Source organism: Suilimivivens aceti, assembly GCF_025567405.1.
Classification (GTDB): Bacteria; Bacillota; Clostridia; order Lachnospirales; family Lachnospiraceae; genus Suilimivivens; species Suilimivivens aceti.
On record NZ_JAOQKJ010000005.1, the window covers coordinates 200,410 to 222,850 of the forward strand.

Consider the following 22,441-nt stretch of genomic DNA (forward strand, 5'->3'; position numbering starts at 1 on the left):
CTCTTATTTATATGCTCTTTCATAAATATAGGCAACATCTTCAGATCAGTTGCACCACAGGCTTTCTGTAGATCAGTCCTGCATGGCATTGAGAATGGTGCGTATGGATTCCCCTGTTTCGCTGAGGGCATATTCTACACGGGGTGGAACCTCAGGATAAACGGTTCTTGTAATGATCCCATCTTCTTCCATGGTCTTGAAAGGAGATTTCGCATGATCAGCAGCTTCCATTTGCTTCCAATTAATTGAACTGTAGTTGCCACAGGGCAGCTGACAGCCAGAAATCCGAAGTCCATGTATGCCTGTCTGAATTATGATGAGGCATTTGCACCAGATGAGATCAGAAAGCGGTCTGTCTGTATCAGTGGGGATATTGGAGAGATTTTATTTCAGCTTTAAAGGGAATCCGTTATCCTGTAGAATACGGATGATTTGTGTGCTGGTATACAGATATTAAAATGTGCTGACGACCAGGGAAACGACGGTCTTTATGACCCCGGCCAGCACCATCACCAGGATCGGATTCATCTTAAGCTTCTGAAGCAGAATAATGCAGACAGCAAAAATCACTACAAGTAACCAGTTTGTGTTTGCAAAGGCGATCACTGCCTTACTGCCCCAAAATGCAGTGATGAGGATCGAAATCCCGGCAGAGGCGATCAAAGCAACGACCGCAGGCCTCAGGGAGTTCAGGATTCCCTGTAAAAGTGTCAGGTTCCTGTATTTTAAATACAGCCTGGCAATGCAGGTGACGATGATGCAGGACGGCAGGATGCATCCAAAGGTAGCCGCAAGAGCGCCGCCAATGCCCGCAATCTTTATTCCGACAAAGGTTGCGGAATTGATGGCAATGGGTCCCGGTGTCATCTGGGAGATTGTGATCAGATCTGTAAATTCTTCCATCGAGAGCCAGTGATGGGTGGTCACGACCTGTCCCTGGATCAGCGGCATTGCTGCGTAGCCACCGCCGAAGCTGAACATGCCTATCTGCAGAAAACTTAAGAAAAGCTGGAGATAGATCATTTTTTCATTCTCCTTTCTACCACGAATGTCCGTAGTGCGCCGATCAGACCACAGGCAATGACAATAATGATGACATTGATGTGAAAAATGCAGGAGGCAAGGAACGCAGCAGCCATGATGCACGTGGAAACAGTGTTCTTTTTGTGGATGATTTCTGCCCCCATTTCATATGTTACAGAGGCGATCACAGCTCCGACACCGGCCTGCATGCCGGAAAGCATCTGACTGATGATAAAGTTGTCACGGAACGCGTTGTAACAGATCGAGATCAGGGAGATAATGAGAAATGGAGGGATGATCGTGCCGATGATCGCTGTGATCACACCTGCCATCCCGGCTAATTTGTAACCGACTACAATTGCCCCGTTGACAGCGATGGGTCCTGGAGCTGACTGTGCAATCGCAACGAGATCCAGCATCTCGTTCTCCTCAATCCAGTGATATTCATCTACAAATTTTTTCTTCATTAAAGTCACGATCACATATCCGCCTCCGAATGTAAAAGCGCTGAGATACAGGGTCGAGATGAAAAGCTTTATAAGAATTTTCTTTTTATTTTCCATAATCATTCCTTTTAGCCGGATATGCGGCGGAATTTTCATAGATCGTCCGCAGGGAATCTGAGGCTGGCAGTACCTACCAATTCCACAGGAAGTCACAAGCTCCTTTGTAAGATTATCATACAAAAATTAGGATTTTCAACAACTTTTGCCACTTTTTAGATAAAGTTGTATGTTTCTTGACAAATCAGATGAAAGCTGTAATTAATATTGATATCGTATTCTGCTTTATATCAGTAAGATGGAGGATGACAGAGATATGAATGATAAATGGCTGGAATTTGCGATCCGGATCCAGAGCATTGCGCAGGCAGGGCTTCAGTATGGGAAGGATAAATATGATAAGGAGCGTTATGAGGAGCTGCGTGAGATCGCAGCAGAAATGATGTCTGAGAAGACAGATATCCCAGTTGATAAGATAAGGGATCTGTTCTGCAATGAAACAGGGTATCAGACACCCAAGGTAGATACACGGGCAGCTGTGTTTTCAGATGGGAAGATCCTGCTTGTACATGAAAATAATGGAACCTGGGCACTGCCGGGCGGATGGTGTGATGTGGATCAGTCTGTGGCTTCCAATACAGAAAAGGAAGTACGGGAGGAAACAGGCTTTACGGTGCATGCGGACAGGCTGATCGCGGTACAGGACTGGAGAAAGCATAATGTTCAGAATTATGCGTTTGGTGTTGTGAAGGTCTTTATCCTGTGCAGGTATGAGAGCGGCGAATTTATGAAAAACATAGAAACGACAGAGATCGGGTTCTTTGATAGGGAAAGTATTCCTGAGGTGCTTGCTGTTGAGAAAACCACGAAGGATCAGATACTGATGTGCTTTGATGCTTATGAGGATCCGGACTGGAGGACTATGTTTGATTAGAGGCAGCAGGATCAGTCAGAGTGGACAGAAGAAAAGGAGTAGATTATGAATATTACGGTATATCTTGGAGCAAATGAGGGAAATGATCCCCTTTTAAAAGAAGCAGTGCGTGAGCTTGGAACGTGGATAGGATCCAGTGGAAATACACTTATTTATGGCGGATCAAAAAACGGACTTATGGGGGAGGCTGCAGAAAGCGTGCTGGATGCCGGTGGCAGGGCGATCGGAGTGGAACCGCAGATATTTATAGACCAGGGTTTTGAGTATGACAGGCTGACAGAGCTTATCGTGACAAAGGATATGACCGAACGGAAGACAAAGATGATCGAGCTTGGAGATGCTTTTATCGCTTTTCCGGGCGGAACAGGAACACTCGAGGAAATTGCTGAGGTAATGTCCAAGGTGTCATTGAAATGGCTGTCTGCACCATGTATTCTTTATAATCTGAATGGTTATTATGATAGCCTGAAGGAGCTGCTTCTGCATATGCAGGAAAAAGGACTGTCCTCCAAGGAGCGTCAGCAAGGGATTTATTTCGCAAAAAATCTGGAGGAGATTAAGGGAATCATACAGCATGAAAATAAAAGATAAATATAAGGGGATTTTTTATATCATCCTGGCGGCCTTCGGATTCGCTTTTATGAATCTGTTTGTGAAGCTGGCGGGTGATCTGCCGGCGATTGAAAAGAGCTTTTTCCGCAATCTGGTAGCCGTTTTCTTTGCATTTACCGTTATGAAAAAGGAAAAGATCCCATTCAACATTCCGAAGGGAACCGGGAAATATATTTTTTTCCGGTCTTTGTTTGGAACAATCGGGATCTTTGCAAACTTCTATGCCATTGGAAAGCTGTATATTGCGGATGCATCCATGCTTAATAAGCTGTCACCTTTTTTTGCCATCATTTTTTCTTATTTTCTGTTAAAGGAAAAAATCAAATTATATCAGTTTGCCTGCGTATTGACAGCATTTGTGGGTGCACTATTCATTTTAAGACCCGGGTTTGACAGCGTTGCTACATTCCCGGCATTTATCGGACTGTTAGGTGGGATGGGAGCAGGCCTTGCATATACTAACGTGCGTATGGCAACAAAACTTGGTGCCCGGGGACCGCTTATAGTATTCTGCTTTTCTGTATTTTCCTGTGTATGTGCGATCCCGTTTATTATTTTTGATCATCAGCCGCTTACATGGTGGCAGCTTGTATCACTTTTAATGGCAGGTCTTTCCGCAACACTGGGACAGTTTTCCATTACAGCGGCATACACCTATGCACCTGCCAGTGAACTGTCTGTATATGATTATACGCAGATCGTATTTGCTGCCCTGCTTGGCATGATCTTTCTGGGAGAAGTGCCGGATGTCATCAGTATCCTCGGATATCTGATCATCTGTGGTGCGGGAATTGCCATGTTCCTGATCCGGCGAAAAAAAGAAAAAGATCAGACCGGTTGAAAATGTAAAAGTAGGACAGAAATGGGAGGAAAGTTATGACCCTGCAGCAGTTAAAATATGTGATAACAGTAGCGGAAACAGGAACAATTACAGAAGCGGCGAATAAGTTATATATTTCCCAGCCCAGCCTTACCAATGCCATTCATGAGCTGGAAAAGGAAATGAATATCGTCATCTTTAACAGGACCAATAAGGGAATCAGCCTTTCCAGGGAAGGTAATGACTTCCTTGGCTATGCAAGACAGGTGCTGGAGCAGGCAGCCATTCTGGAAGACAAGTATAAAAGAAATCATGGTGGGAAAAAGCAGTTCTGTGTATCCACCCAGCATTATTCCTTTGCCGTTAATGCTTTTGTTGACCTGGTCAAGGAATATGGACAGGATGAATATGATTTTAGTCTGAGAGAGACACAGACTTATGAGATCATTGAGGATGTGGTCAGAATGAAAAGTGAACTGGGAATCCTGTTTATGAATGATTTTAATGAGAAGGTGATAGGAAAGCTTCTGAAATCTCATGATCTGGAATTTCATCTGCTGTTTACAGCAAAGCCGCATGTATTTATCAGCAGAGAACATCCGCTTGCAAGGCAAAGTGTGATCACCAATAAGGAGCTGGAGCAGTATCCCTATTTATCCTTTGAGCAGGGAGAGCATAATTCTTTTTATTTTTCGGAAGAAATTTTTTCGGAATCAGAGCGGAAGAAAAATATCAGAGTGCGGGATCGGGCAACACTTTTCAATCTTCTGATCGGACTTAACGGTTATACGGTGTGCAGCGGTGTGATTGATGAAAAGCTGAATGGAAAGGATATCATAGCAGTTCCGCTGGCAGATGAGGATGATATGCATATTGGTTATATTACCCACAGAAAGGGGATCCTCAGCAGGCTGGGAGATTCCTATCTGAAAGCACTGCAGGCATACATAACAGAAAAATAAAATGTCCGGTATATTTTTAAAAAGCAGAGTTGCTATAGCTTAAAACTATGGACAACCTTTATTTTTATGTATTTTTCAGACGGGAAAGCTCCATTTATAATGAAGAAAAATATTTACTGATGGAGAAAAAAAGATGAAAAATTTGCAGACACCCTTTCGATATGATTTTGTAGGAAGCTTTTTAAGACCGGAGGAATTAAAGAAAGCAAGGACTGAGTTCGAGGCAGGAAAGATTACGGCTGAAGAATTGAGAGCAGTTGAGGATACCTGTATTCTGAAGCTTGTGGAAAAGCAGAAGGCAGCAGGATACCATGTGATCACAGATGGAGAATTCCGCAGAGCTACATGGCACCTTGATTTTATGTGGGGATTTCAGGGAGTCGGACATTCCAAAACAGAAACAGGACTGCCATTCCACGGGGAAGCAGCTATGATAGATGATACTTACCTGACAGGAAAAGTTTCTGTGGACAGACATCCTTTTGTAGAGCATTTTAAATTCATCAAGGCGCTGGAAGATGAAAATACTGTGGCAAAACAGACGATTCCTGCACCGGCACAGTTTCTGGAACAGATGATCATGCCATTTGCCCTTGATAATACAAAAAAATACTATGAAAATACAGATGAACTGGTTACTGATATTGCCAGAGGATATCAGAAGGTCATTGCGGATCTATATGAAGCAGGTTGCCGCAACATTCAGCTTGATGACTGTTCCTTTGGAATGTTGGTGGATCCGAGAGCATGTGCGCTGTTTGGAACTGATGAAGCAGGACTTGAGAAGATAAAGGAGCAGCTACTGGAGATCAATAATCTTGCCATAGAAGGAAAACCGGATGATCTGGTGATCAATACCCATGTGTGCCGTGGCAATTTTCATTCTACTTATGCGAGCAGCGGTGCTTATGACAGCGTAGCAAAAACCTTATTTGCCAGGGAAAATGTATCTGCTTACTATCTGGAATTTGATGACGAGCGTTCCGGTGGATTTGAATCATTGGCAGAGGTTTCAGGTGAGAAAAAGGTTGTTCTTGGGCTTATCACCACCAAATCTCCGGTATTGGAAGAGAAAGAAAAGGTGATCGCAAGGATCTACGAAGCAGCAAAATATGTACCGCTTGACAGACTGTACTTAAGTCCGCAGTGTGGTTTTGCTTCCTGTGAGATTGGGAATAAGCTTACGGAGGAAGAACAGTGGGCAAAGTTAAAGCTTGTCAGGGAAATTGCTGAAGAAGTCTGGGGAAAATAAAATGACAGATATTGAGAGAGTCAGGATGGATTTTCGTTCTGGCTCTTTTTCTTGTTTTCAACGGATTTCAGGGACTTGTGGGGTATACGGGATTGAAATATAATAAAAGAAAACGAGAGAAGAGGATATATAGTAATGAATATCCATGAATTTGGAAAAGAAAATAAGGAAACCATTCTGCTGATTCATCCATCAGTTGTAAAATGGGATTATTTTGAGAATGTGATTCCTCTGCTGCAGAAGAATTATCATTTGCTTGTTCCGGCGCTTCCCGGCTATGATTTTGAGAATAACAGTGATTTTACCAGCGTGGAGCAGATCGCTGCAGAATTAAATGTCTGGCTGAAGGAAGAGGGTTATACAGAATTATATGCGGTATATGGCTGCTCCATGGGAGGTTCCATTGCACTGATGACAGCGCTTGGACAAAAGATCAGAATAAAGCATTGCGTTATGGATGGCGGCATCACACCGTATCAGCTGCCGTGGATTGTGACACGGTTTATTGCCCTTAAGGATTATCTCATGATGATGATCGGAAGAACAGGCGGCGTGGGTCTGCTGGAAAAAGCATTTGCGACAGATGACTATTCTAAAGAGGATCTGCAGTATGTAGCAGATGTTCTGAGACATTGCAGCAGAAAGACATTATGGCGGACCTTTGATTCGTGCAATAACTATAAAGTTCCTGATCCTGTTCCGGAAATAAATACACAGATCCATTACTGGTATGCAAAGAACGAGGAAAAAGAGAGAAAACTGGACATAGATTATATGAAGCGTAAATTCCCTCAGACTGCGTTTACAGTATTACCGGAATTAGGACATGCGGGACTGGTTTTATTAAAACCGGAACTGTTTGAGGAAATGGTCAGCAGTCTTTGACGGATGCCCGATTTCTGATTTTGCTGTGGGTACTATGCCTGCTATATTTTCATAGCTGGAAACGAACTATTATTTATATGGTATTTGGGTTTTATTTTACTGCAGTCTTAGCACTTGTTGGCTTCCCTAATATAGCATCTCTGAAAATTGATTTTGCAGTGAACGTTATCCCGTTTTTGAATATGGTTTCGGATTTCGTTAATGCTTGTTTGAATATACTTTTATTTGTTCCATTTGGTTTCTTTTTGCCGATATTGTGGGATAAATTTAGAAACATTAAAATTACTTTTAGAACCAGTGATATAAACGATATTATTACAAATACTCTTGGTACTATAATTGGATATTTTATTGTATATAGGATAACTGATAATTTTACGAAGCGAATCTTTTCAAATTCAAAAATGAGTGACTTTTACATAATATGTGTATCTGTAGCACTTATTATGTTCTTCCTTCAACCATTTATTTCATCTTTGTTATGGGAAATTGTTCTGTAAATTCAAGTTGTGCACCAAGCCTAAGACACAGGCAGGATTTCGTAAGATTCCAATGATTAAAAAAGTCTATGATGTACTTGTATATCAACAGACCTACAGGAAAGATATTGCTACTCGTATTTCGCTGAGGAAAGGCTTTGAATCCGGATCGGTTTTTTGAACAGCTGACACCTCATGGATTGCGTCATACCTTTGCAACGAGCTGTATCGAAAACGGAATGGAGCCTAAGAACTAGAAAATAGTGAAAAAATAGTGAAATATTAATGGAAAAAGCTCTCCTTTTTGGATATAATAATATTTGAAGGGGAGGCTTTTTTATATGATAAAAGTGACTTTGACGAACGAGATTTTAAGATATATTACAGAAATTGAGCGGAACAGATATAAAGTATCGTCAGTAAAACTCTCCAAAACAGTTATGAATAAGCTTCGCAAAAATTCAAAGAAAAAAAGTTCGTATGCCTCGAACAAGATAGAGGGAAACCCCTTGTCGGAAAAACAGGTGAATGAAGTAATAGAAAGTGATGAAAGAAAGCATTATCTGAAACCGGAGCAGGAGGTCCGGAATTATTTTTTGGCGTTGAATTATCTCGAAGAAAAGGTAAAGAATAAAGAAAAATTTTCCAAGAAACTTATTTTAGATGTACAGAAACTGGTGGAAAAGGGGGCTTCCAAAGAAAAAATAGGTCTCAGAGGATCTATGCCGCCCGGAGTTCTGTTTGCAGTGTATGATTCCAAAACAGGGAATCCGGATTATATTCCCCCGGAATATTGTGACATTCCGGGACTTTTGGATGAATTAGTGGAGTATGTAAACACAACGGATGACCATCCTCTGATCGTAGCAGCCGTGGTGCATTATCAATTAGTAACAATACATCCGTTTGAAGACGGTAATGGCAGAACTGCAAGACTGTTATCCGGTTATATTATGGATTTGAACGGTTACGGATTTAATGGAATCGGATCGTTAGAAGAATATTTTGCATACGATATAGATGAATATTATAAATCCATTCAGATGGGACTTCCGGCATTGTATTATTCCGGAAGAGAGAATCCTCCGCATCCGGAGATCTGGATTAATTATTTTCTGCGAATGGTGAAACTGTATTCGGGAAAAGTCTGTGACTTACAGTTGGCTTCTGAAGAGGAAGATATTGCAGGAAGTCTATCTTTTCTGAAGGGAAAAGAAAAGGAGCTATTACTGTTTTTAATGAAAAACTATCGGGGAGAATTTACTCCGATCGAAATTAGCAGAGAATTGTCGGTAACAAATAAAACGATTATTAACAGACTAACGATACTGGTAAAAAATGGGTTTGTGATCCCTATATTAGTTAATAAGAGAATCCGATCGTATGAATTGAGTGAGTTTACTAAAGATCATGAGAAGCAAATTATAAAAGCTATCAGCTAAAAGTCTATATTTTCCAGAAAATAGTGAAAAAATAGTGAAATATTAATGGAGAAAGATCCCCATTTTGGATATAATAATATTTGAGTTTATGGAGGGTTTTATCATGAAAAAAATATGACTGCAGCGCTTTGCTTTGCGATGGTTCTTTTCTTTGTTGGATGCGGAAAAGGGGATATGGCAAAAGTACAAATTGATTATGGGATATCTTCCGTTTATTCGAAAGAGGAGATGGACTCGGCCATTAAGGTTATAGAAAAGCAGTTCAGTTTCACTTTCAAATGCTTCCATCATCTGAGAAATCTTTTTTTAAATTGGATATCTGTATAAATCATATCATTCTGCCTTTCCAAAATCTTCTATGACTAAGTTTAACTTGCTTTTAGTCATAACTCAAGCGTTCAAATGTAAAAAAGACCAACAAAAACACTCCCTAATATTCACTAGCGAGCGCCCTTGTTTCAGTTCTTCAATTCTCCATACTATTTTTTCTTTGCATCGCTCCATTTTGTTACTACCGTATGTAGAGGAGTCTGTGGCAGATTTTCTGGAAGGTATTACGAGCCTGTGAGGAAATCCCTTTCCAAGATGAAGAAAAGGCGATTATTTGGGGTCATCGTTCTCCAGGATATGGGCTATTTCAGCAGCTTCCTTGCGGATATCATGCAGATCATTCTGAATGGCCTGCTCTTCCTGCTTCAGTTCAGGGTGTTCGTCAATCTCTTCCCTGATGAACATCAGAGAGAAGCTTACAAGAAGCAAAAGACAGGATAGCCAGATTGTCTTCATGCCAAATAACAGGATAAAGCGGCTGCCAAGTCCTGCGCCAAGGGCAAATAGAAGGATCACACCGAAATAGTGGAAGGATTTGAACAGGGTCTTCCTGTTATGAGTCTTATGATAGGCGCACAGGGATTCCATACCGCTGCGGATATTTCCGATACACATAGTGCTGGCAAAGGCATAGCTGTTGACCTTACGAAAAGCCTGTACCTGCATAGCGCAGGCAAAGGATACCATAGCATTTGCAATGAGGTTCCATGCCTCAGGCAGGAATCCCACAAGAAACAGAAGAAGGATCTCTATGATCAAAACCAGCTGCCGCCAGTGGATGCGTCTGGCAAGCTGGTATTTTTGGCGGATCAGCTCTGCAGCTGCAACGCCAAGGGCAAAGAACACAAGAGGAACCAGGTAGTGCATAACAGAGCGGAAATTCCCGTCACAGATATGCTGGCTTAGCAGGACGATATTGCCTGTCTGGGCATTGGCAAATACCTTTCCGCGTGAAATATAGGTATAGGCATCCTGAAGACCGCCGGATACAGAAAGAAAGGCAGCGGTCACAAGGGATTCGGACATTTGTCTGCGTGATGTATAATGTTTTGCGAGTACAGGCATGATATTACCTCCGGATGGAAATTTCTTAATTGCATTTTACTACATTTTTGAGTTTTTGTGGAGGATTTGGATGAAATGTTGCAAAAATACAGGCAACATGATAGTATAGATACCAGTTTCATAGGAAAGGTAATTGGTGCCGGCGTGAATATCATATGGATTGGATGCATGACTGCAGAAGGATCCGGTTCACAAGGGTTAAAAGGGAAACAGGTGTAAGTCCTGTGCGATCTCGTCACTGTGAGAAGGGAGTGCGGTCATCGAGAAAGATTGCCACTGATGTGAAAAGCATTGGGAAGGTGATGGCCGGATGAGGATCTTTGAGCCAGGAAACCTGCCAGTTATTGGTACAGGAAGAGATTCCGGATCACGAGGTATTGGTCGTACTGTCAGATGCTGTCTGTATTGTCAGAAGACAATTGCAGATGGATTTATTTGCGTACAATGACTCCGTCAGGATTTCCTGACGGAGTTTTTTATGAAGATGCAGGAAGACTGCTTGTGGCAGATTTTCAGTATTTATTTTCTATGAAAATAAAAATCATACAGGAGGAGAAAGAGTATGAAAAAGAAGACATTAGCCCTGCTTCTGGCAGGGGCAATGTGCATTTCTCTTTTTGCCGGATGCGGAAGCAGCAGCGAAACAGCAGAAGGTGCACAGGCAGAGGAGGCGGCAGCGACAGAAGAGCCTGCAGCAGAAGAAGCGGACGCAACAGAGGGAGTGGATGATCAGGCAGCAGCAGATGCGGTAGCCGCACTGATCGATGCGATCTATGTCCAGGAGAGAACAGATGAAACAGATGCACAGTGTGAGGCAGCAAAGGCTGGCTGGGATGCACTGACAGATGCGCAGAAGGAGCTGGTAGAGGGTGAAAATGCGGATCCTGATTATTTCGGAAGGGATACCGGAGATGCATCCAAGGACGATCCACTGAATGAAGATGGCATCGGAGAGAATGAGCTTCTTGTTGTAAGCTTTGGTACTTCCTTTAATGACAGCAGAGCAGCTGATATTGGTGGTGTAGAAAAGGCATTGCAGGCAGCTTATCCTGACTGGTCAGTCAGAAGAGCATTTACAGCACAGATTATTATCAACCATGTACAGGCAAGAGATGGTGAGAAGATCGATAATATGGAGCAGGCACTTGAGCGTGCAGTAGACAATGGTGTTAAGAATCTGGTGATCCAGCCCACTCACTTAATGCATGGTGCTGAATATGATGAACTGACAGAAGCTGCAGAGAATTACAAAGACAAGTTTGAAAATCTTGTGATCGCAGAGCCTCTTCTTGGTGAGGTTGGAAGTGATGCATCTGTAGTAAATGAAGACAAGGCAAAGGTTGCTGAGGCCATTACAGCAGAAGCAGTTAAGACAGCAGGCTTTGATTCTCTGGAAGCAGCAAAGGAAGATGGAACAGCCTTTGTATTCATGGGACATGGTACTTCTCATACTGCAAAGGTAAGCTACAGCCAGATGGCTGCCCAGATGGCAGATCTTGGCTATGATAATGTATTTATCGGAACCGTAGAAGGTGAACCGGAAGAGACAGCATGCGAAGCTGTCATTGAGAGTGTAAAGAATGCCGGATATACCAAGGTGGTATTAAGACCTCTTATGGTAGTTGCCGGTGACCATGCCAATAATGATATGGCAGGCGATGATGATGATTCTTGGAAGAGCATGTTTGAGGCTTCCGGAGCATTCGAAAAGATCGATACACAGATCGCAGGTCTTGGTGAGATTGAAGCAATTCAGCAGATCTATGTAGATCATACCAAAGCAGCAATTGATTCACTTGGTGATGTAGTTACAGCAGAGGCTAAGGCCTCTGCTGCCTCTGTATCCGACGGCGACTATATGGCTGAGTTCAATACAGACAGCAGTATGTTCCATGCAAATGAAGCATATGACGGAAGAGGCCTTCTTACTGTAGAGAACGGAGAAATGACACTTCACGTCAGCATGCCATCCAAGAATATCGTAAATCTTTTTGTAGGCAAGGCAGAGGATGCAAAGAAGAGCGGAGCAAAGCTTCTTAAGCCTACGACAGATACTGTTACCTACAGTGATGGAACCACAGAAGAGGTTTACGGATTTGATATACCGGTAACAAGTCTGGATAAGGAATTTGATCTGGCGCTGATCGGAAAAAAGGGTGTATGGTATGATCACAGGGTAAGCGTATCTGATCCGCAGCCGCTGGAGGATTAAAGAAGATATAGGTGAAAACTGACGGTATTTGCCGAAACAAATACAAAACGTGCCATATAATATACTATACCAGATCGAAAGAAAGGATAGTATATTATATGGCACGTTTTACGAATCAGGCGCAGATCCGTTATGGAGATGCAGTCAGCAATTCCAATATTGCAGTAGGAGAAATTCTGGAGGTACTGTCAGTGACCAAAACTGCAGTAAGGAATACCTATGGACAAAATGACAGTGTGACATATATTGTCAGTATAGTAAATGCGGGTACGGTGCCCTTTACGGGGATTACTGTAACAGACAATCTGGGAGCGTATCCCTTTGGAGGGAATACACTGGTGCCTCTTACCTATATCGCCGGGACAGCCAAGTACTATGTGAATGGCGTGGTACAGGCAACACCTGCTGTTACGGCAGGACCTCCGCTTGTGGTAGCAGGTCTTACCATTCCGGCCAATGGAAATATCACTCTGATCTATGAAGCAGCTGTCAATCGCTATGCGCCGCTTTCTGTAGAGTCTTCCGTTGTGAATACCGTTACGGTTTCTGGAAATGGTATCACTGCTGTTCAGGCGGAGGAAACGATTCAGGCAGAAAGTGCTCCTGTATTGATGATCACCAAATCAGTGAGTCCGGTTCCGGTGACAGAGAACGGAACGTTGACCTATACCTTCCTGATCCAGAATATAGGTAATGTTGCGGCAGAAGAGGCAACCGGCGTGATTGTGACGGATCAGTTTGATCCGATTCTCAGTAATCTTGCTGTTTCCTTTAACGGAACAGCCTTCAGCAGTCCGGCAGGCTATACCTATAACGAAGCAACAGGAACCTTTGCAACTGTAGCCGGTCAGGTTACTGTACCTGCGGCATCTTTTGTACAGGATGCAGAAACGGGAGTATGGAGTATCAGTCCTGGTGTATCTACACTGGTCATTACAGGAACAATTTAAGTATAAATTTCACAAAAAATACCGGAGAAAAAGAATTTCAGAAAGAAATAAGAGAACAAGAAGCGCAGGGGTTACAGACTCCTGCGTTTCAGATTTTCGGCGATCTGACAGTAAAATTCCCTTACATCAAAGCCGGAAATATTTTCCCGGTAAAGATCGATCATGTCTCCGTGGGAAACACCCCGTCTGCCGGCAGGCTCGATCAGAGTGAAATGACTGCCCCATCTGGCAGAATCTACAGAAACCAGACCGTCGTTAATTCCATCAAAATGTTTTACCAGCGGATAGCTCATATTTAAGGGGAACTTTCCGCTTTTTGCCTTTTTGCAATAAGACATGACGCTTTCATAAAGAATATCCGGCATATCTGGTGTTTTCCGGTTAAAGGCTTCACAGGCAGAGGCAGTCAGGTCTGTTACGGCACACAGAAAATCGGGATCATGGTCGCCGAGCTTTTTCAGTGTGCTGTTGTAAGTTCTGGCTACCGTATTTCTTGTCTTTTCCGGAATACGGGAAAGAAGATAGTCTGCAAACAGACAGCCTCTGTGTGGTGTATTGATCGTCGTCAGTGAAGCGACATAAGGGGCTGCCCCAAAGTGTGTGATGGCACTGCGGCTGTCAAGACCGCCCTTGGAATGGGCGATAATATTTATCTTTTCACAGCCAGTTTCCTTGCAGACCTGCTGGATCCGTTCTGCAAGCTCACGGCCACATTCCTCCACAGAAGCGGCAGACTGCTGGTTGCCGAAATAAACACAGGCACCGTTCCGGATCAGTTCCGGAGCGATCCTGCCCCAGTAGTTCAGATACCGGAAATCCCGGAAGAAAACACCGTGTACCATAAGAATGGGATATTTGGTTTCACAGACTCTGCTTTCTTTTCTGGCCTGGTTCAGTTCCCATTTTTCTGTCTCCTGCTCAGCTTCCAGTGAAGTAATGTGTATCATTTTCGTCAGGTAGTAAATGTTCAGACCAGGGATCCAGGCACAGATCACAGACAGAATCCGCCGTTTGATGCCAAGCTGGGTCGAGGAAACAAAAATGCGGATCATGCCATTCCAGAAGAGGATTGTTTCTGCCAGAATGATATGGATCAGACTGATGATTCCCAATATGGCAGTGGTTTTGATATCTCTGGCAGACTGGTTTGCCCTGTACAGCCCGGGGAAAATACACAGGGTAAGAACAAGGGATGTACACAGGGAAGTCAGAAACAGGACAAGCTGGTGGCTGCCGCTGTGCAGAAGATAAATGGTCTTCGTTGGGGTCTTCTTTGTTTTGATCCAGATATTAGCCAGCAGAAAGACTGCAAGCAGCAGGTTAAAAAGAAGACTGAAATCAAAGAGGACCATGCCGGATACGGCACCGGCACCCCGGACATGATAAAAAATCTCCAGGTAAAGGGAGATGAAGTTGACGTACAGGATGATCAGAAAATTTAAAAGGATAAATGGTAGTTTTTTCATAGCTTCTATTTATTAAAAATGATTTTGCGTTTTATGTTGACAAAATACCGATAAATTGAAATAATAGATGACAGGAAAAGGTATTACACGATACGGCTGGCGGTTGCTCTCCAATCGAGAGAAAGGAGGGATGCGCTATGGTTACATATGATACGTTGATTCAGTTTGGATTACTTATTGTTGCGATCATAGGTCTTGTTTACAAGATAGCAAAAAAATAAACCGCCCTTCTCCCAAGTTGCGGTTTATTTTTTACCAACACAAGGGCAACCGTTACCGGTAATGCCTTTTCTATTATCAGAATATCCTAATTGAATCAGGAAATCAACGTTTTTTTTAGAAAAATACAGGAAATATATAAGCCATGCTCATTCATAGATGCTTCGCATCTATGAATGGACGGTTGTCGCCGTATAAAATGTAAAAAATAAACGTCCTTGCAAGTAAACTTGCAGGACGTTATTTTTGCATTTTGCATGGCTTACAGCTTAGCCAAAGTATCTCTTAAGAAGACCCTCAAATGCTTTTCCATGTCTTGCCTCGTCACGAGCCATCTCATGAACGGTATCATGGATAGCGTCAAGGTTCAGGGCTTTTGCACGCTTGGCAAGATCGAACTTACCAGCGGTAGCACCGTTCTCAGCCTCTACTCTCATTTCGAGGTTCTTCTTGGTGGAATCGGTAACAACTTCTCCAAGGAGCTCAGCAAACTTAGATGCATGCTCAGCTTCCTCAAAAGCTGCCTTCTCCCAGTAAAGACCGATTTCAGGATAGCCTTCCCTGTGAGCTACTCTTGCCATGGCGAGATACATTCCAACTTCGGAGCACTCACCTTCAAAGTTAGCACGGAGATCCTTGATGATGTCTTCAGGGGCACCCTTGGCAACACCTACCACATGTTCTGCAGCCCATGTCTTCTCGTTTTCATTCACTACAGTAAACTTGGAAGCGGGAGCCTTACAGATCGGACATACCTCCGGAGCTGCTTCACCTTCATAAACATAACCACATACCTGACATACAAATTTCATAATTCTTTCTCCTTTTCTTGTATAAAATATTTGTTTGATAACTAACCATTTGCCTGTGCTTCACAACAGGCTCCGCATTTACCGTAAAAGTAAATGGTGTGTCCCTCGATCTGACCATCAAAGTGGGCAGAGGCTGCTTCATCTACAGAAGACAGGGGGGACAGTGTAAGATCTATGACAGCACCACATTCTTTACAGACGAAGTGATGATGGGGAGAAGTGTCTGCATCAAAATGATCTACACCGTCTCCTACACGGATCTTGGCAATCTGACCGATATCAGATAAGAGTGTAAGGTTCCGGTAAACGGTTCCAAGACTGATATTCGGAAAAGATTTGCGGACATTCATGTATACCACATCTGCTGTCGGATGATCTTTTCTTGTTTTCAGAAATTCCAGAATAGAATCTCTCTGACTACTGTGTTTCAGGGTCATATTTAACTCTCTTTCTAAAAACAATAACTGTTACTGATATTAATATATCACATTTTGAAAGAAAGTCAATAGATTTTTATAAATATTTTAGATAATATCTTTATCTTTAATGATCATTTTTATGTATCTTATGATATACTTTTTACAGAATATTGGGAGAATGGCAATGAAATTTAAAACAAGACTTCTGATTACCTTTTTAACCATTATATTATTACCAATCATTCTTGCATTGACAGCATTTCTGATCATTGGGGGATATCTTTCCAAAGGGCAGGAGGATCTGGGACTGCGGGTAAATAATTATAATGTGTGGATCGATCCTGCCGAAACCTCGAGGCATCTGTCTGATGAGATATTTGTAGAGATCCGTGAGGGGCTTAAGCAGGATCCGCACCTCCTTGAAAAGACCGATATCCTTGATGCCATTAATGATGACATTGCAGATAAATCCTCCTATTTGATCGTACGGAAGGGGAACGAACTGTATTATACTGGTAATCAGCTCGCATCCGCACAGATCTTTGACAAGCTTCCAGAATTTAATGAGGAGGATATAGATTCTGAAACTGCACAGAGTATTTATTATGATGATATGAATAAGCTGGTGCGGCAGATGGATTTTTATTTTACTGATGGAAGTGAAGGAAGTCTGTTTGTCATTATGAAAGCTAATTCTACCATGTCAAGGAAGCTTTTTATAGACATGGCAGTGGCGATCACGTTGATTCTGGTGCTTACAAGTCTGTTCCTGACCAGGTGGATCAGCAGAAGTGTATTTGAACCGATCAATGAACTGAATGTGGCCATGCAGAATATTGCCGAGGGCAATCTGGAATATATACTGCCACATAAGGATGATGGCGAGATCGGGGATCTGTACCGGAATTATGAGGATATGAGGCTGCGGCTGAAGGAGTCTGCCGATGAGAAGATCCTGACGGAGAAACAGAATAAGGAGCTTGTCAGCAATATTTCCCATGATCTGAAAACACCGATCACTGCGATCAAGGGTTACGTGGAAGGAATCATGGATGGAGTGGCTGATACGCCGGAAAAGGTGAATAAGTATATTAAAACTATTTATAATAAAGCCTGTGATATGGACCGGCTGATCAATGAGCTGACAGTTTATTCCGGTATTGATTCGAACCGGATCCCCTATCATTTCCACCGGATCAATGTGGCAGAGTATTTTGGTGACTGTGTGGAGGAAGTGGGTCTGGATCTGGAATCCAAGAATATTGAGCTGAATTATTCCAATCTGGTAGCGCCTGATACACTGATCATAGCAGATCCGGAGCAGATGAAGCGTGTGATCAATAATATTATCGGAAACAGTATAAAATATATGGGTTCCAGGAAGGGTGAGATCGATATCCGTATCCTGGATGAAGTAGATTCTATCCGGGTAGAGATCGAGGATAACGGAAAAGGAATTCCATCCAAGGATCTCCCTAATATTTTTGAAAGATTTTTCCGTTCTGATATTTCGAGGAACAGTGCACAGGGAGGAAGTGGCATCGGTCTTTCTATTGTGAAGAAGATCATAGAGGATCATGGAGGTTATATCTGGGCCACAAGCAAAGAGGGAGAAGGAACCTGTATGCATTTTGTGCTTCGGAAATATCAGGAAGCAAAGGAATAGAAGAATACCTAACATAGAACAGAAGAGCAGGAGGATATTTTAATGAGCAGGATCTTGATTATTGAAGATGAGGAAGCAATTGCTGATCTCGAGAAAGATTATCTGGAGCTGAGTGGATTTGAGGTAATTATTAAGAATACGGGAGATGAAGGGTTAAAGACAGCCCTGGAAGAAAATTTTGATCTGATCGTGCTGGATCTGATGCTGCCTGGTATTGACGGGTTTGAAATCTGTAAGAAGATACGAGAAGTGAAAAATATACCGATCATCATGGTATCAGCCAAGAAGGATGATATTGATAAGATCAGAGGACTTGGACTTGGGGCAGATGATTATATGACAAAACCCTTCAGTCCCAGTGAACTGGTAGCCAGAGTTAAGGCACACATGGCAAGGTATGAGAGACTGGTCGGATCAGGACAGAAGCAGAATGATATCATTGAGATCCGGGGACTTAGGATCGACAAGACAGCAAGAAGAGTTACTGTAGATGGTGTGGAGAAGGCATTTACCGGTAAGGAATTTGATCTGCTCACATTCCTGGCAGAGCATCCGAATCATGTTTATACCAAAGAAGAACTGTTCCGTGAAATCTGGGATATGGATTCCATCGGAGATATTGCTACCGTTACAGTCCACATCAAGAAGATCCGTGAAAAGATTGAATATGATTCAGCAAAGCCCCAGTATATTGAGACGATCTGGGGAGTTGGATACCGCTTTAAAGTATAAAAATGAAAATAATATCCTAGGGCACAACACATATGAAAAAATATATTGTTTATGAGGACAGGGATATCCTGGTTGCTTACAAGCCTGCGGGGATTGCCACCCAGACAGCAAGGCTCGGGCAGCAGGATATGGTCAGTGAATTAAAGAATTATCTTTCCGGTCAGCCACAGTACAGGGGAAAGGGAGAGCCATACCTTGGCCTGGTACACAGACTGGATCAACCGGTGGCGGGGATTCTTGTATTCGGTAAGACAAAAGAGGCAGCTGCTTCCTTAAGCCGGCAGATCGCAGAAGGAAAGCTGCATAAATATTATTATGCCGTGATTTACGGTAGACCGGAGAAGGAAAAGGGAACTCTCTGTGATTATCTGTACAAGGATGGAAAGACGAATATGTCCCGTATTGTGGCAGAGGATTTTCCACAGGCAAAAAAGGCAAGACTTTCCTATCGCTGTGTGAACACGCTGATGGCACTGGAGATGCAGGAAGAGATTTCGCTCATGGAGATCGAACTGTTTACCGGCAGGCATCATCAGATACGGGTACAGATGGCTCATGCCGGGATGCCGCTTCTTGGTGACAGCAAATATGGAAGCGAAGAAGATAAGGAGTTCAGCCGGCAGATCGGGGTGAAGAATGTTGCACTCTGTGCATTCTGTCTGCAGTTTATCCACCCTGCAACAGGAAAAAATATGAAATTTGAGCGAATGCCGGAGGAAGAGATTTTTCTTCCCTTTTTTGGAAGTGGAATTTAAATAATCATCTCATATTTTCATGGAAAACATCCACACTATCTGTAGAGAAAAAGAAAGTGTGGGTGTTTTTTGAAAAAGACAGATTTTACAGCGAAGCAGAAAAATTATATAATTTTTGTACTGATCACAGCAGGGGTTTATCTTTTTATGAGGTTTATCAGTCCTTTATTTTCTCCATTTCTGGCAGCCTTCTGTATTTCAGCTTTGATGCACAGGCTGGCAGGGAAACTGCCTTTCCGTATGAAGAAAAATATTCTGGCATCCTTTCTTCTGCTGGTTCTGATAGGCATCTTATTTCTGGTATTAATGGGGATCGGTTATTCTGTACTGGAATGCTGCTGTCGTTTCAGGGAGAACTTTACAGAGTTTGAGGATGAATACAGTAGGATTTTGCAGAATTGTTGTGTATATCTTGAAGAAAATCTTGAAAGATCATTGCCCTGGGTAAAGGGCGCTGCAGGGGTGGTTTCTTTTCTGGTAATTACCATGATCGCAGTCTTCTTGATTCTGAAGGATTATGAGCAGATGGTGGAGGGCTTAAGTAAGGTCAATGAACTGAAAGGACTTTTTGCAGTAGCTGGAAAGGTGATCCGTTATCTGAAAACCTATGTAAGGGCACAGCTGATCATACTGCTTCTGATCGGCACTCTGTGTGTGGCAGTATTGTCTGCAGTCGGTATGAAGAGCAGTATTTTTTATGGTGTACTGACAGGCTTTATGGATATGCTTCCTTTCATAGGAACAGGAATTATGCTGGTTCCGCTGGCAGTTATCCGTATCCTGCACGAAGAATATGTAAGTGCAGGGATCATTTTACTGCTGTATGCGGCTTGTGCGCTGCTCAGGGAATTCCTGGAACCCAGGCTGATCGGTGATAAGGTTGGAATCTGGCCGGTAGGGATTTTGTTTTCCGTATTTGCAGGGGTGAAATTATTCGGCGTATTTGGTATGATAAAGGGGCCAATAGGGCTTGTGATACTCTGCGAAAGCTGGAAGTACCTATTTGGAGAAAAGGACGGGGGAATTCCTGATGAAACAACAGGTGATGAAGGCAGGTAATCTGCTGGCGACAGCATATATGCTGATCATGTTTGTGCTGTATCCATTTTATATGAAAAATGGGTATGCAGATCTGGGAGAAGCCAAGTATCATTTTTTCTTTTACGTAACAACAGCAGCCGTGATCCTTTTGCTGGCCCTGGCAGGTGTCACACTGCTGATATGGATCAGGGAAAAGAAAAGTGGGGAACGGAGCTATCTTTTTTCATTTGAAAAGGTTTCAGGCGTTGACCTCCTGGTTCTGCTGTATCTTTCAGAAGCATTTGTATCATTTGCATTTTCAGACTACCGGAGAGAAGCTTTTTTCGGAACAGAAGGCTGGTATATGGGATTTGCCACGATCCTGCTTCTTTGCCTTATCTATTTCCTGATCGGGGGATTCTGGAAGGATACTATTAAAATATATGCAGCACCGGTGACAGCTTCCAGTCTGGTGTTTTTGCTTGGGATTTTAAACCGGTTTTCTGTATATCTGCCGTTTCAGGAGATGGCAGGAGGAGAATTTATTTCCACACTCGGTAACATTAACTGGTTTTGTGGTTATTTTTCTGTTATCGCCCCGATCGGCTTTGCCATGTATTTTCTTTGGAGTGCAAGGACAGAGGATTCCTGTTTTGACGTCAGGAAAGGGCTGATAGGAGAATTTTTGGCAATCTTACTGCTGTGTCTTGTTTTCACGGCAGCATTCAGTCAGGGAAGCAATAGTATCTTTCTGGTGATCGCAGCCGAATTCCTGTTTTTTACCATGGTGACATTGGAAAATAAAGTACATATGATGCAGATCCCCATTTTTCTCTTTACGATGGGGGCAGGCATGATCATAAGCGGTGAACTTCGTGAATGTCTGCCGGGGCGGTTCAATTATGAGCTGGATGAGCTGAGCAGTAAGCTGCTGGATCCGGAAAAGGGGATGTGGATCTGCCTGATTGCCGTGGCTATTGGTTTTTTCTGCCATATACGAAGCGGGAAGGAAAGCCGGACGGGCATAAACCTCTTAAAGGTGATTCTGCCTGGCACCATCTGCTTTATGGTACTTTTCTTTCCGGTGACTGTCATTATGTATATGTCAGGGAGACTGCAGGGGATCGATCAGGCAGGACTTGGAAGCCTCCTTACCTTTGATGAGAACTGGGGAAATGGACGAGGCGCTTCTATGATCACCGGGATCCGGATTTTTCAGGAACTGCCATTGTCACAGAAGCTTTTTGGAGCAGGGCCTGACTGTTTCAGTACCTGTGCGTATTCAATCCCGGAGCTTACCGTTTATCTTTATGAAAATTTCGGAACGTCAAGACTGACCAATGCACATAATGAACTGATCACTACACTGGTAAATACAGGGATCGTGGGAGTGATACTTTATTATACCATGATGGCAGTTTTTATCAGAAGGTGTATGAACAGGGCAAAGGAAGATCCTGCTTTTTATATTCCGGCAGCTTGTGTGACCGGATACCTGGTCCACAATCTGATCAGTTTTTCACAGGTACTCAGCTTTCCGTATGTTTTCCTGCTTATGGGGATGGAACGTGCCATGGAGCGCAGGCTTGACAAAAATAAAAAATTTTCCTAAAATCAAAGCAACTGAATAAAAGTGGCGATGAAGAGGACTAGTAAGGATAGGCGCCTTTCAGAGAGAAGATCCCCGGTGGAAGAAGCGGGTGCTGAAAGATCTTTATGAGCAAGAATCCCGAACCTGCCTTGGAGCTCTGTATGAAAATACAGCGTAGCACCGGCGATAACGGTATGAAAAGAGAATGTTACAGCATTAAGTAGGGTGGTACCGCCGGATTCCGGTCCCTGATCGGGGTGGAAGAAGGTGTACCACCCTTTTTTGACAAAGT

Annotated in this window: 21 protein-coding genes, 2 pseudogenes and 1 riboswitch; of the genes and pseudogenes, 16 read left to right on the forward strand and 7 right to left on the reverse strand. The window is 43.0% G+C overall.

The window, feature by feature from the left end:
* Positions 1-72: 72 nt before the first annotated feature.
* From OCV77_RS07540 to OCV77_RS07550, 3 genes and pseudogenes are all read right to left on the reverse strand, one after another.
* Positions 73-296: pseudogene (locus tag OCV77_RS07540) on the reverse strand (winged helix-turn-helix transcriptional regulator).
* Between the two features lie 157 nt (positions 297-453).
* Positions 454-1,023 carry a chromate transporter gene (locus tag OCV77_RS07545; RefSeq protein ID WP_262574383.1) on the reverse strand — a complete coding sequence of 190 codons (570 nt, stop codon included), beginning with the start codon at positions 1,021-1,023 and terminating at the stop codon, positions 454-456.
* Positions 1,020-1,586 (reverse strand): chromate transporter, encoded by a 567-nt coding sequence (locus OCV77_RS07550; protein WP_262574384.1) that lies wholly within the window; start codon positions 1,584-1,586, stop codon positions 1,020-1,022. The genes OCV77_RS07545 and OCV77_RS07550 overlap by 4 nt, the downstream gene beginning before the upstream one ends.
* 256 nt (positions 1,587-1,842) lie before the next feature.
* On the opposite strand from OCV77_RS07550, the gene OCV77_RS07555 reads away from it, so the two are divergent.
* The 7 genes from OCV77_RS07555 (at position 1,843) to OCV77_RS07585 (ending at position 8,912) form a co-directional block, all read left to right on the forward strand.
* Complete coding sequence (locus tag OCV77_RS07555; RefSeq protein WP_262574385.1) at positions 1,843-2,460, forward strand: NUDIX hydrolase; 618 nt, start codon at positions 1,843-1,845, stop codon at positions 2,458-2,460.
* Positions 2,461-2,505: 45 nt separating this feature from the next.
* Positions 2,506-3,051, forward strand: a complete 546-nt coding sequence (locus tag OCV77_RS07560; RefSeq protein ID WP_262574387.1) for an LOG family protein — start codon at positions 2,506-2,508, stop codon at positions 3,049-3,051.
* The gene (locus OCV77_RS07565) at positions 3,035-3,913 is read left to right on the forward strand and encodes a DMT family transporter (protein ID WP_262574389.1); all 879 of its coding nucleotides are present in this window, start codon (positions 3,035-3,037) and stop codon (positions 3,911-3,913) included. The genes OCV77_RS07560 and OCV77_RS07565 overlap by 17 nt, the downstream gene beginning before the upstream one ends.
* Positions 3,914-3,948: 35 nt before the next feature.
* A complete protein-coding gene (locus tag OCV77_RS07570; protein WP_262574391.1) occupies positions 3,949-4,854 on the forward strand; it encodes a LysR family transcriptional regulator in 906 nt (301 codons plus the stop codon).
* 133 nt (positions 4,855-4,987) lie between these two features.
* On the forward strand, positions 4,988-6,106 hold the full coding sequence (locus OCV77_RS07575) for a 5-methyltetrahydropteroyltriglutamate--homocysteine S-methyltransferase (protein ID WP_262574393.1): 1,119 nt from the start codon (positions 4,988-4,990) through the stop codon (positions 6,104-6,106).
* A gap of 135 nt (positions 6,107-6,241) precedes the next feature.
* Positions 6,242-6,991, forward strand: a complete 750-nt coding sequence (locus OCV77_RS07580) for an alpha/beta fold hydrolase (protein WP_262574394.1) — start codon at positions 6,242-6,244, stop codon at positions 6,989-6,991.
* 988 nt (positions 6,992-7,979) lie between these two features.
* Positions 7,980-8,912, forward strand: coding sequence for a Fic family protein (locus OCV77_RS07585; RefSeq protein ID WP_262574396.1), 933 nt, complete (start codon positions 7,980-7,982; stop codon positions 8,910-8,912).
* Between the two features lie 600 nt (positions 8,913-9,512).
* Here the strand turns inward: OCV77_RS07585 and OCV77_RS07590 are convergent.
* Positions 9,513-10,268: a YoaK family protein gene (locus tag OCV77_RS07590; RefSeq protein ID WP_416910409.1), complete on the reverse strand. Its 756-nt coding sequence runs from the start codon at positions 10,266-10,268 to the stop codon at positions 9,513-9,515.
* A gap of 207 nt (positions 10,269-10,475) precedes the next feature.
* Positions 10,476-10,663: riboswitch (cobalamin riboswitch) on the forward strand.
* Between OCV77_RS07590 and OCV77_RS07595 the strand changes: the two genes are divergently transcribed.
* The 3 genes and pseudogenes from OCV77_RS07595 (at position 10,628) to OCV77_RS07605 (ending at position 13,469) form a co-directional block, all read left to right on the forward strand.
* A complete protein-coding gene (locus OCV77_RS07595; protein WP_262574398.1) occupies positions 10,628-10,774 on the forward strand; it encodes a hypothetical protein in 147 nt (48 codons plus the stop codon). It overlaps the preceding riboswitch by 36 nt.
* Positions 10,775-10,869: 95 nt before the next feature.
* A pseudogene (locus OCV77_RS07600) lies at positions 10,870-12,102 on the forward strand (sirohydrochlorin cobaltochelatase); the annotation flags it as partial.
* A 515-nt stretch (positions 12,103-12,617) separates the two neighbouring features.
* Complete coding sequence (locus tag OCV77_RS07605; protein WP_262574399.1) at positions 12,618-13,469, forward strand: DUF11 domain-containing protein; 852 nt, start codon at positions 12,618-12,620, stop codon at positions 13,467-13,469.
* 71 nt (positions 13,470-13,540) lie between these two features.
* Here OCV77_RS07605 and OCV77_RS07610 read toward each other — a convergent pair whose 3' ends face one another.
* A complete protein-coding gene (locus tag OCV77_RS07610) occupies positions 13,541-14,935 on the reverse strand; it encodes an esterase/lipase family protein (protein WP_262574400.1) in 1,395 nt (464 codons plus the stop codon).
* A gap of 137 nt (positions 14,936-15,072) precedes the next feature.
* On the opposite strand from OCV77_RS07610, the gene OCV77_RS16650 reads away from it, so the two are divergent.
* Complete coding sequence (locus OCV77_RS16650; protein WP_262574494.1) at positions 15,073-15,156, forward strand: putative holin-like toxin; 84 nt, start codon at positions 15,073-15,075, stop codon at positions 15,154-15,156.
* A gap of 267 nt (positions 15,157-15,423) precedes the next feature.
* On the opposite strand, the gene OCV77_RS07620 is transcribed toward OCV77_RS16650, so the two are convergent.
* Positions 15,424-15,969, reverse strand: coding sequence for an NADH peroxidase (locus tag OCV77_RS07620; RefSeq protein WP_118798553.1), 546 nt, complete (start codon positions 15,967-15,969; stop codon positions 15,424-15,426).
* Between the two features lie 38 nt (positions 15,970-16,007).
* Positions 16,008-16,403 carry a Fur family transcriptional regulator gene (locus OCV77_RS07625; protein WP_262574402.1) on the reverse strand — a complete coding sequence of 132 codons (396 nt, stop codon included), beginning with the start codon at positions 16,401-16,403 and terminating at the stop codon, positions 16,008-16,010.
* A 166-nt stretch (positions 16,404-16,569) separates the two neighbouring features.
* On the opposite strand from OCV77_RS07625, the gene OCV77_RS07630 reads away from it, so the two are divergent.
* From OCV77_RS07630 to OCV77_RS07650, 5 genes are all read left to right on the forward strand, one after another.
* Entirely contained in the window at positions 16,570-18,051 is a 1,482-nt protein-coding gene (locus OCV77_RS07630) for a sensor histidine kinase (protein WP_262574405.1), read from the forward strand.
* Positions 18,052-18,093: 42 nt separating this feature from the next.
* On the forward strand, positions 18,094-18,783 hold the full coding sequence (locus OCV77_RS07635) for a response regulator transcription factor (RefSeq protein WP_262574406.1): 690 nt from the start codon (positions 18,094-18,096) through the stop codon (positions 18,781-18,783).
* A gap of 32 nt (positions 18,784-18,815) precedes the next feature.
* On the forward strand, positions 18,816-19,538 hold the full coding sequence (locus OCV77_RS07640; RefSeq protein WP_262574407.1) for an RluA family pseudouridine synthase: 723 nt from the start codon (positions 18,816-18,818) through the stop codon (positions 19,536-19,538).
* Between the two features lie 69 nt (positions 19,539-19,607).
* Positions 19,608-20,597 (forward strand): AI-2E family transporter, encoded by a 990-nt coding sequence (locus tag OCV77_RS07645; protein ID WP_262574410.1) that lies wholly within the window; start codon positions 19,608-19,610, stop codon positions 20,595-20,597.
* Positions 20,569-22,170, forward strand: coding sequence for an O-antigen ligase family protein (locus tag OCV77_RS07650; protein ID WP_262574411.1), 1,602 nt, complete (start codon positions 20,569-20,571; stop codon positions 22,168-22,170). The genes OCV77_RS07645 and OCV77_RS07650 overlap by 29 nt, the downstream gene beginning before the upstream one ends.
* Positions 22,171-22,441: the final 271 nt, after the last annotated feature.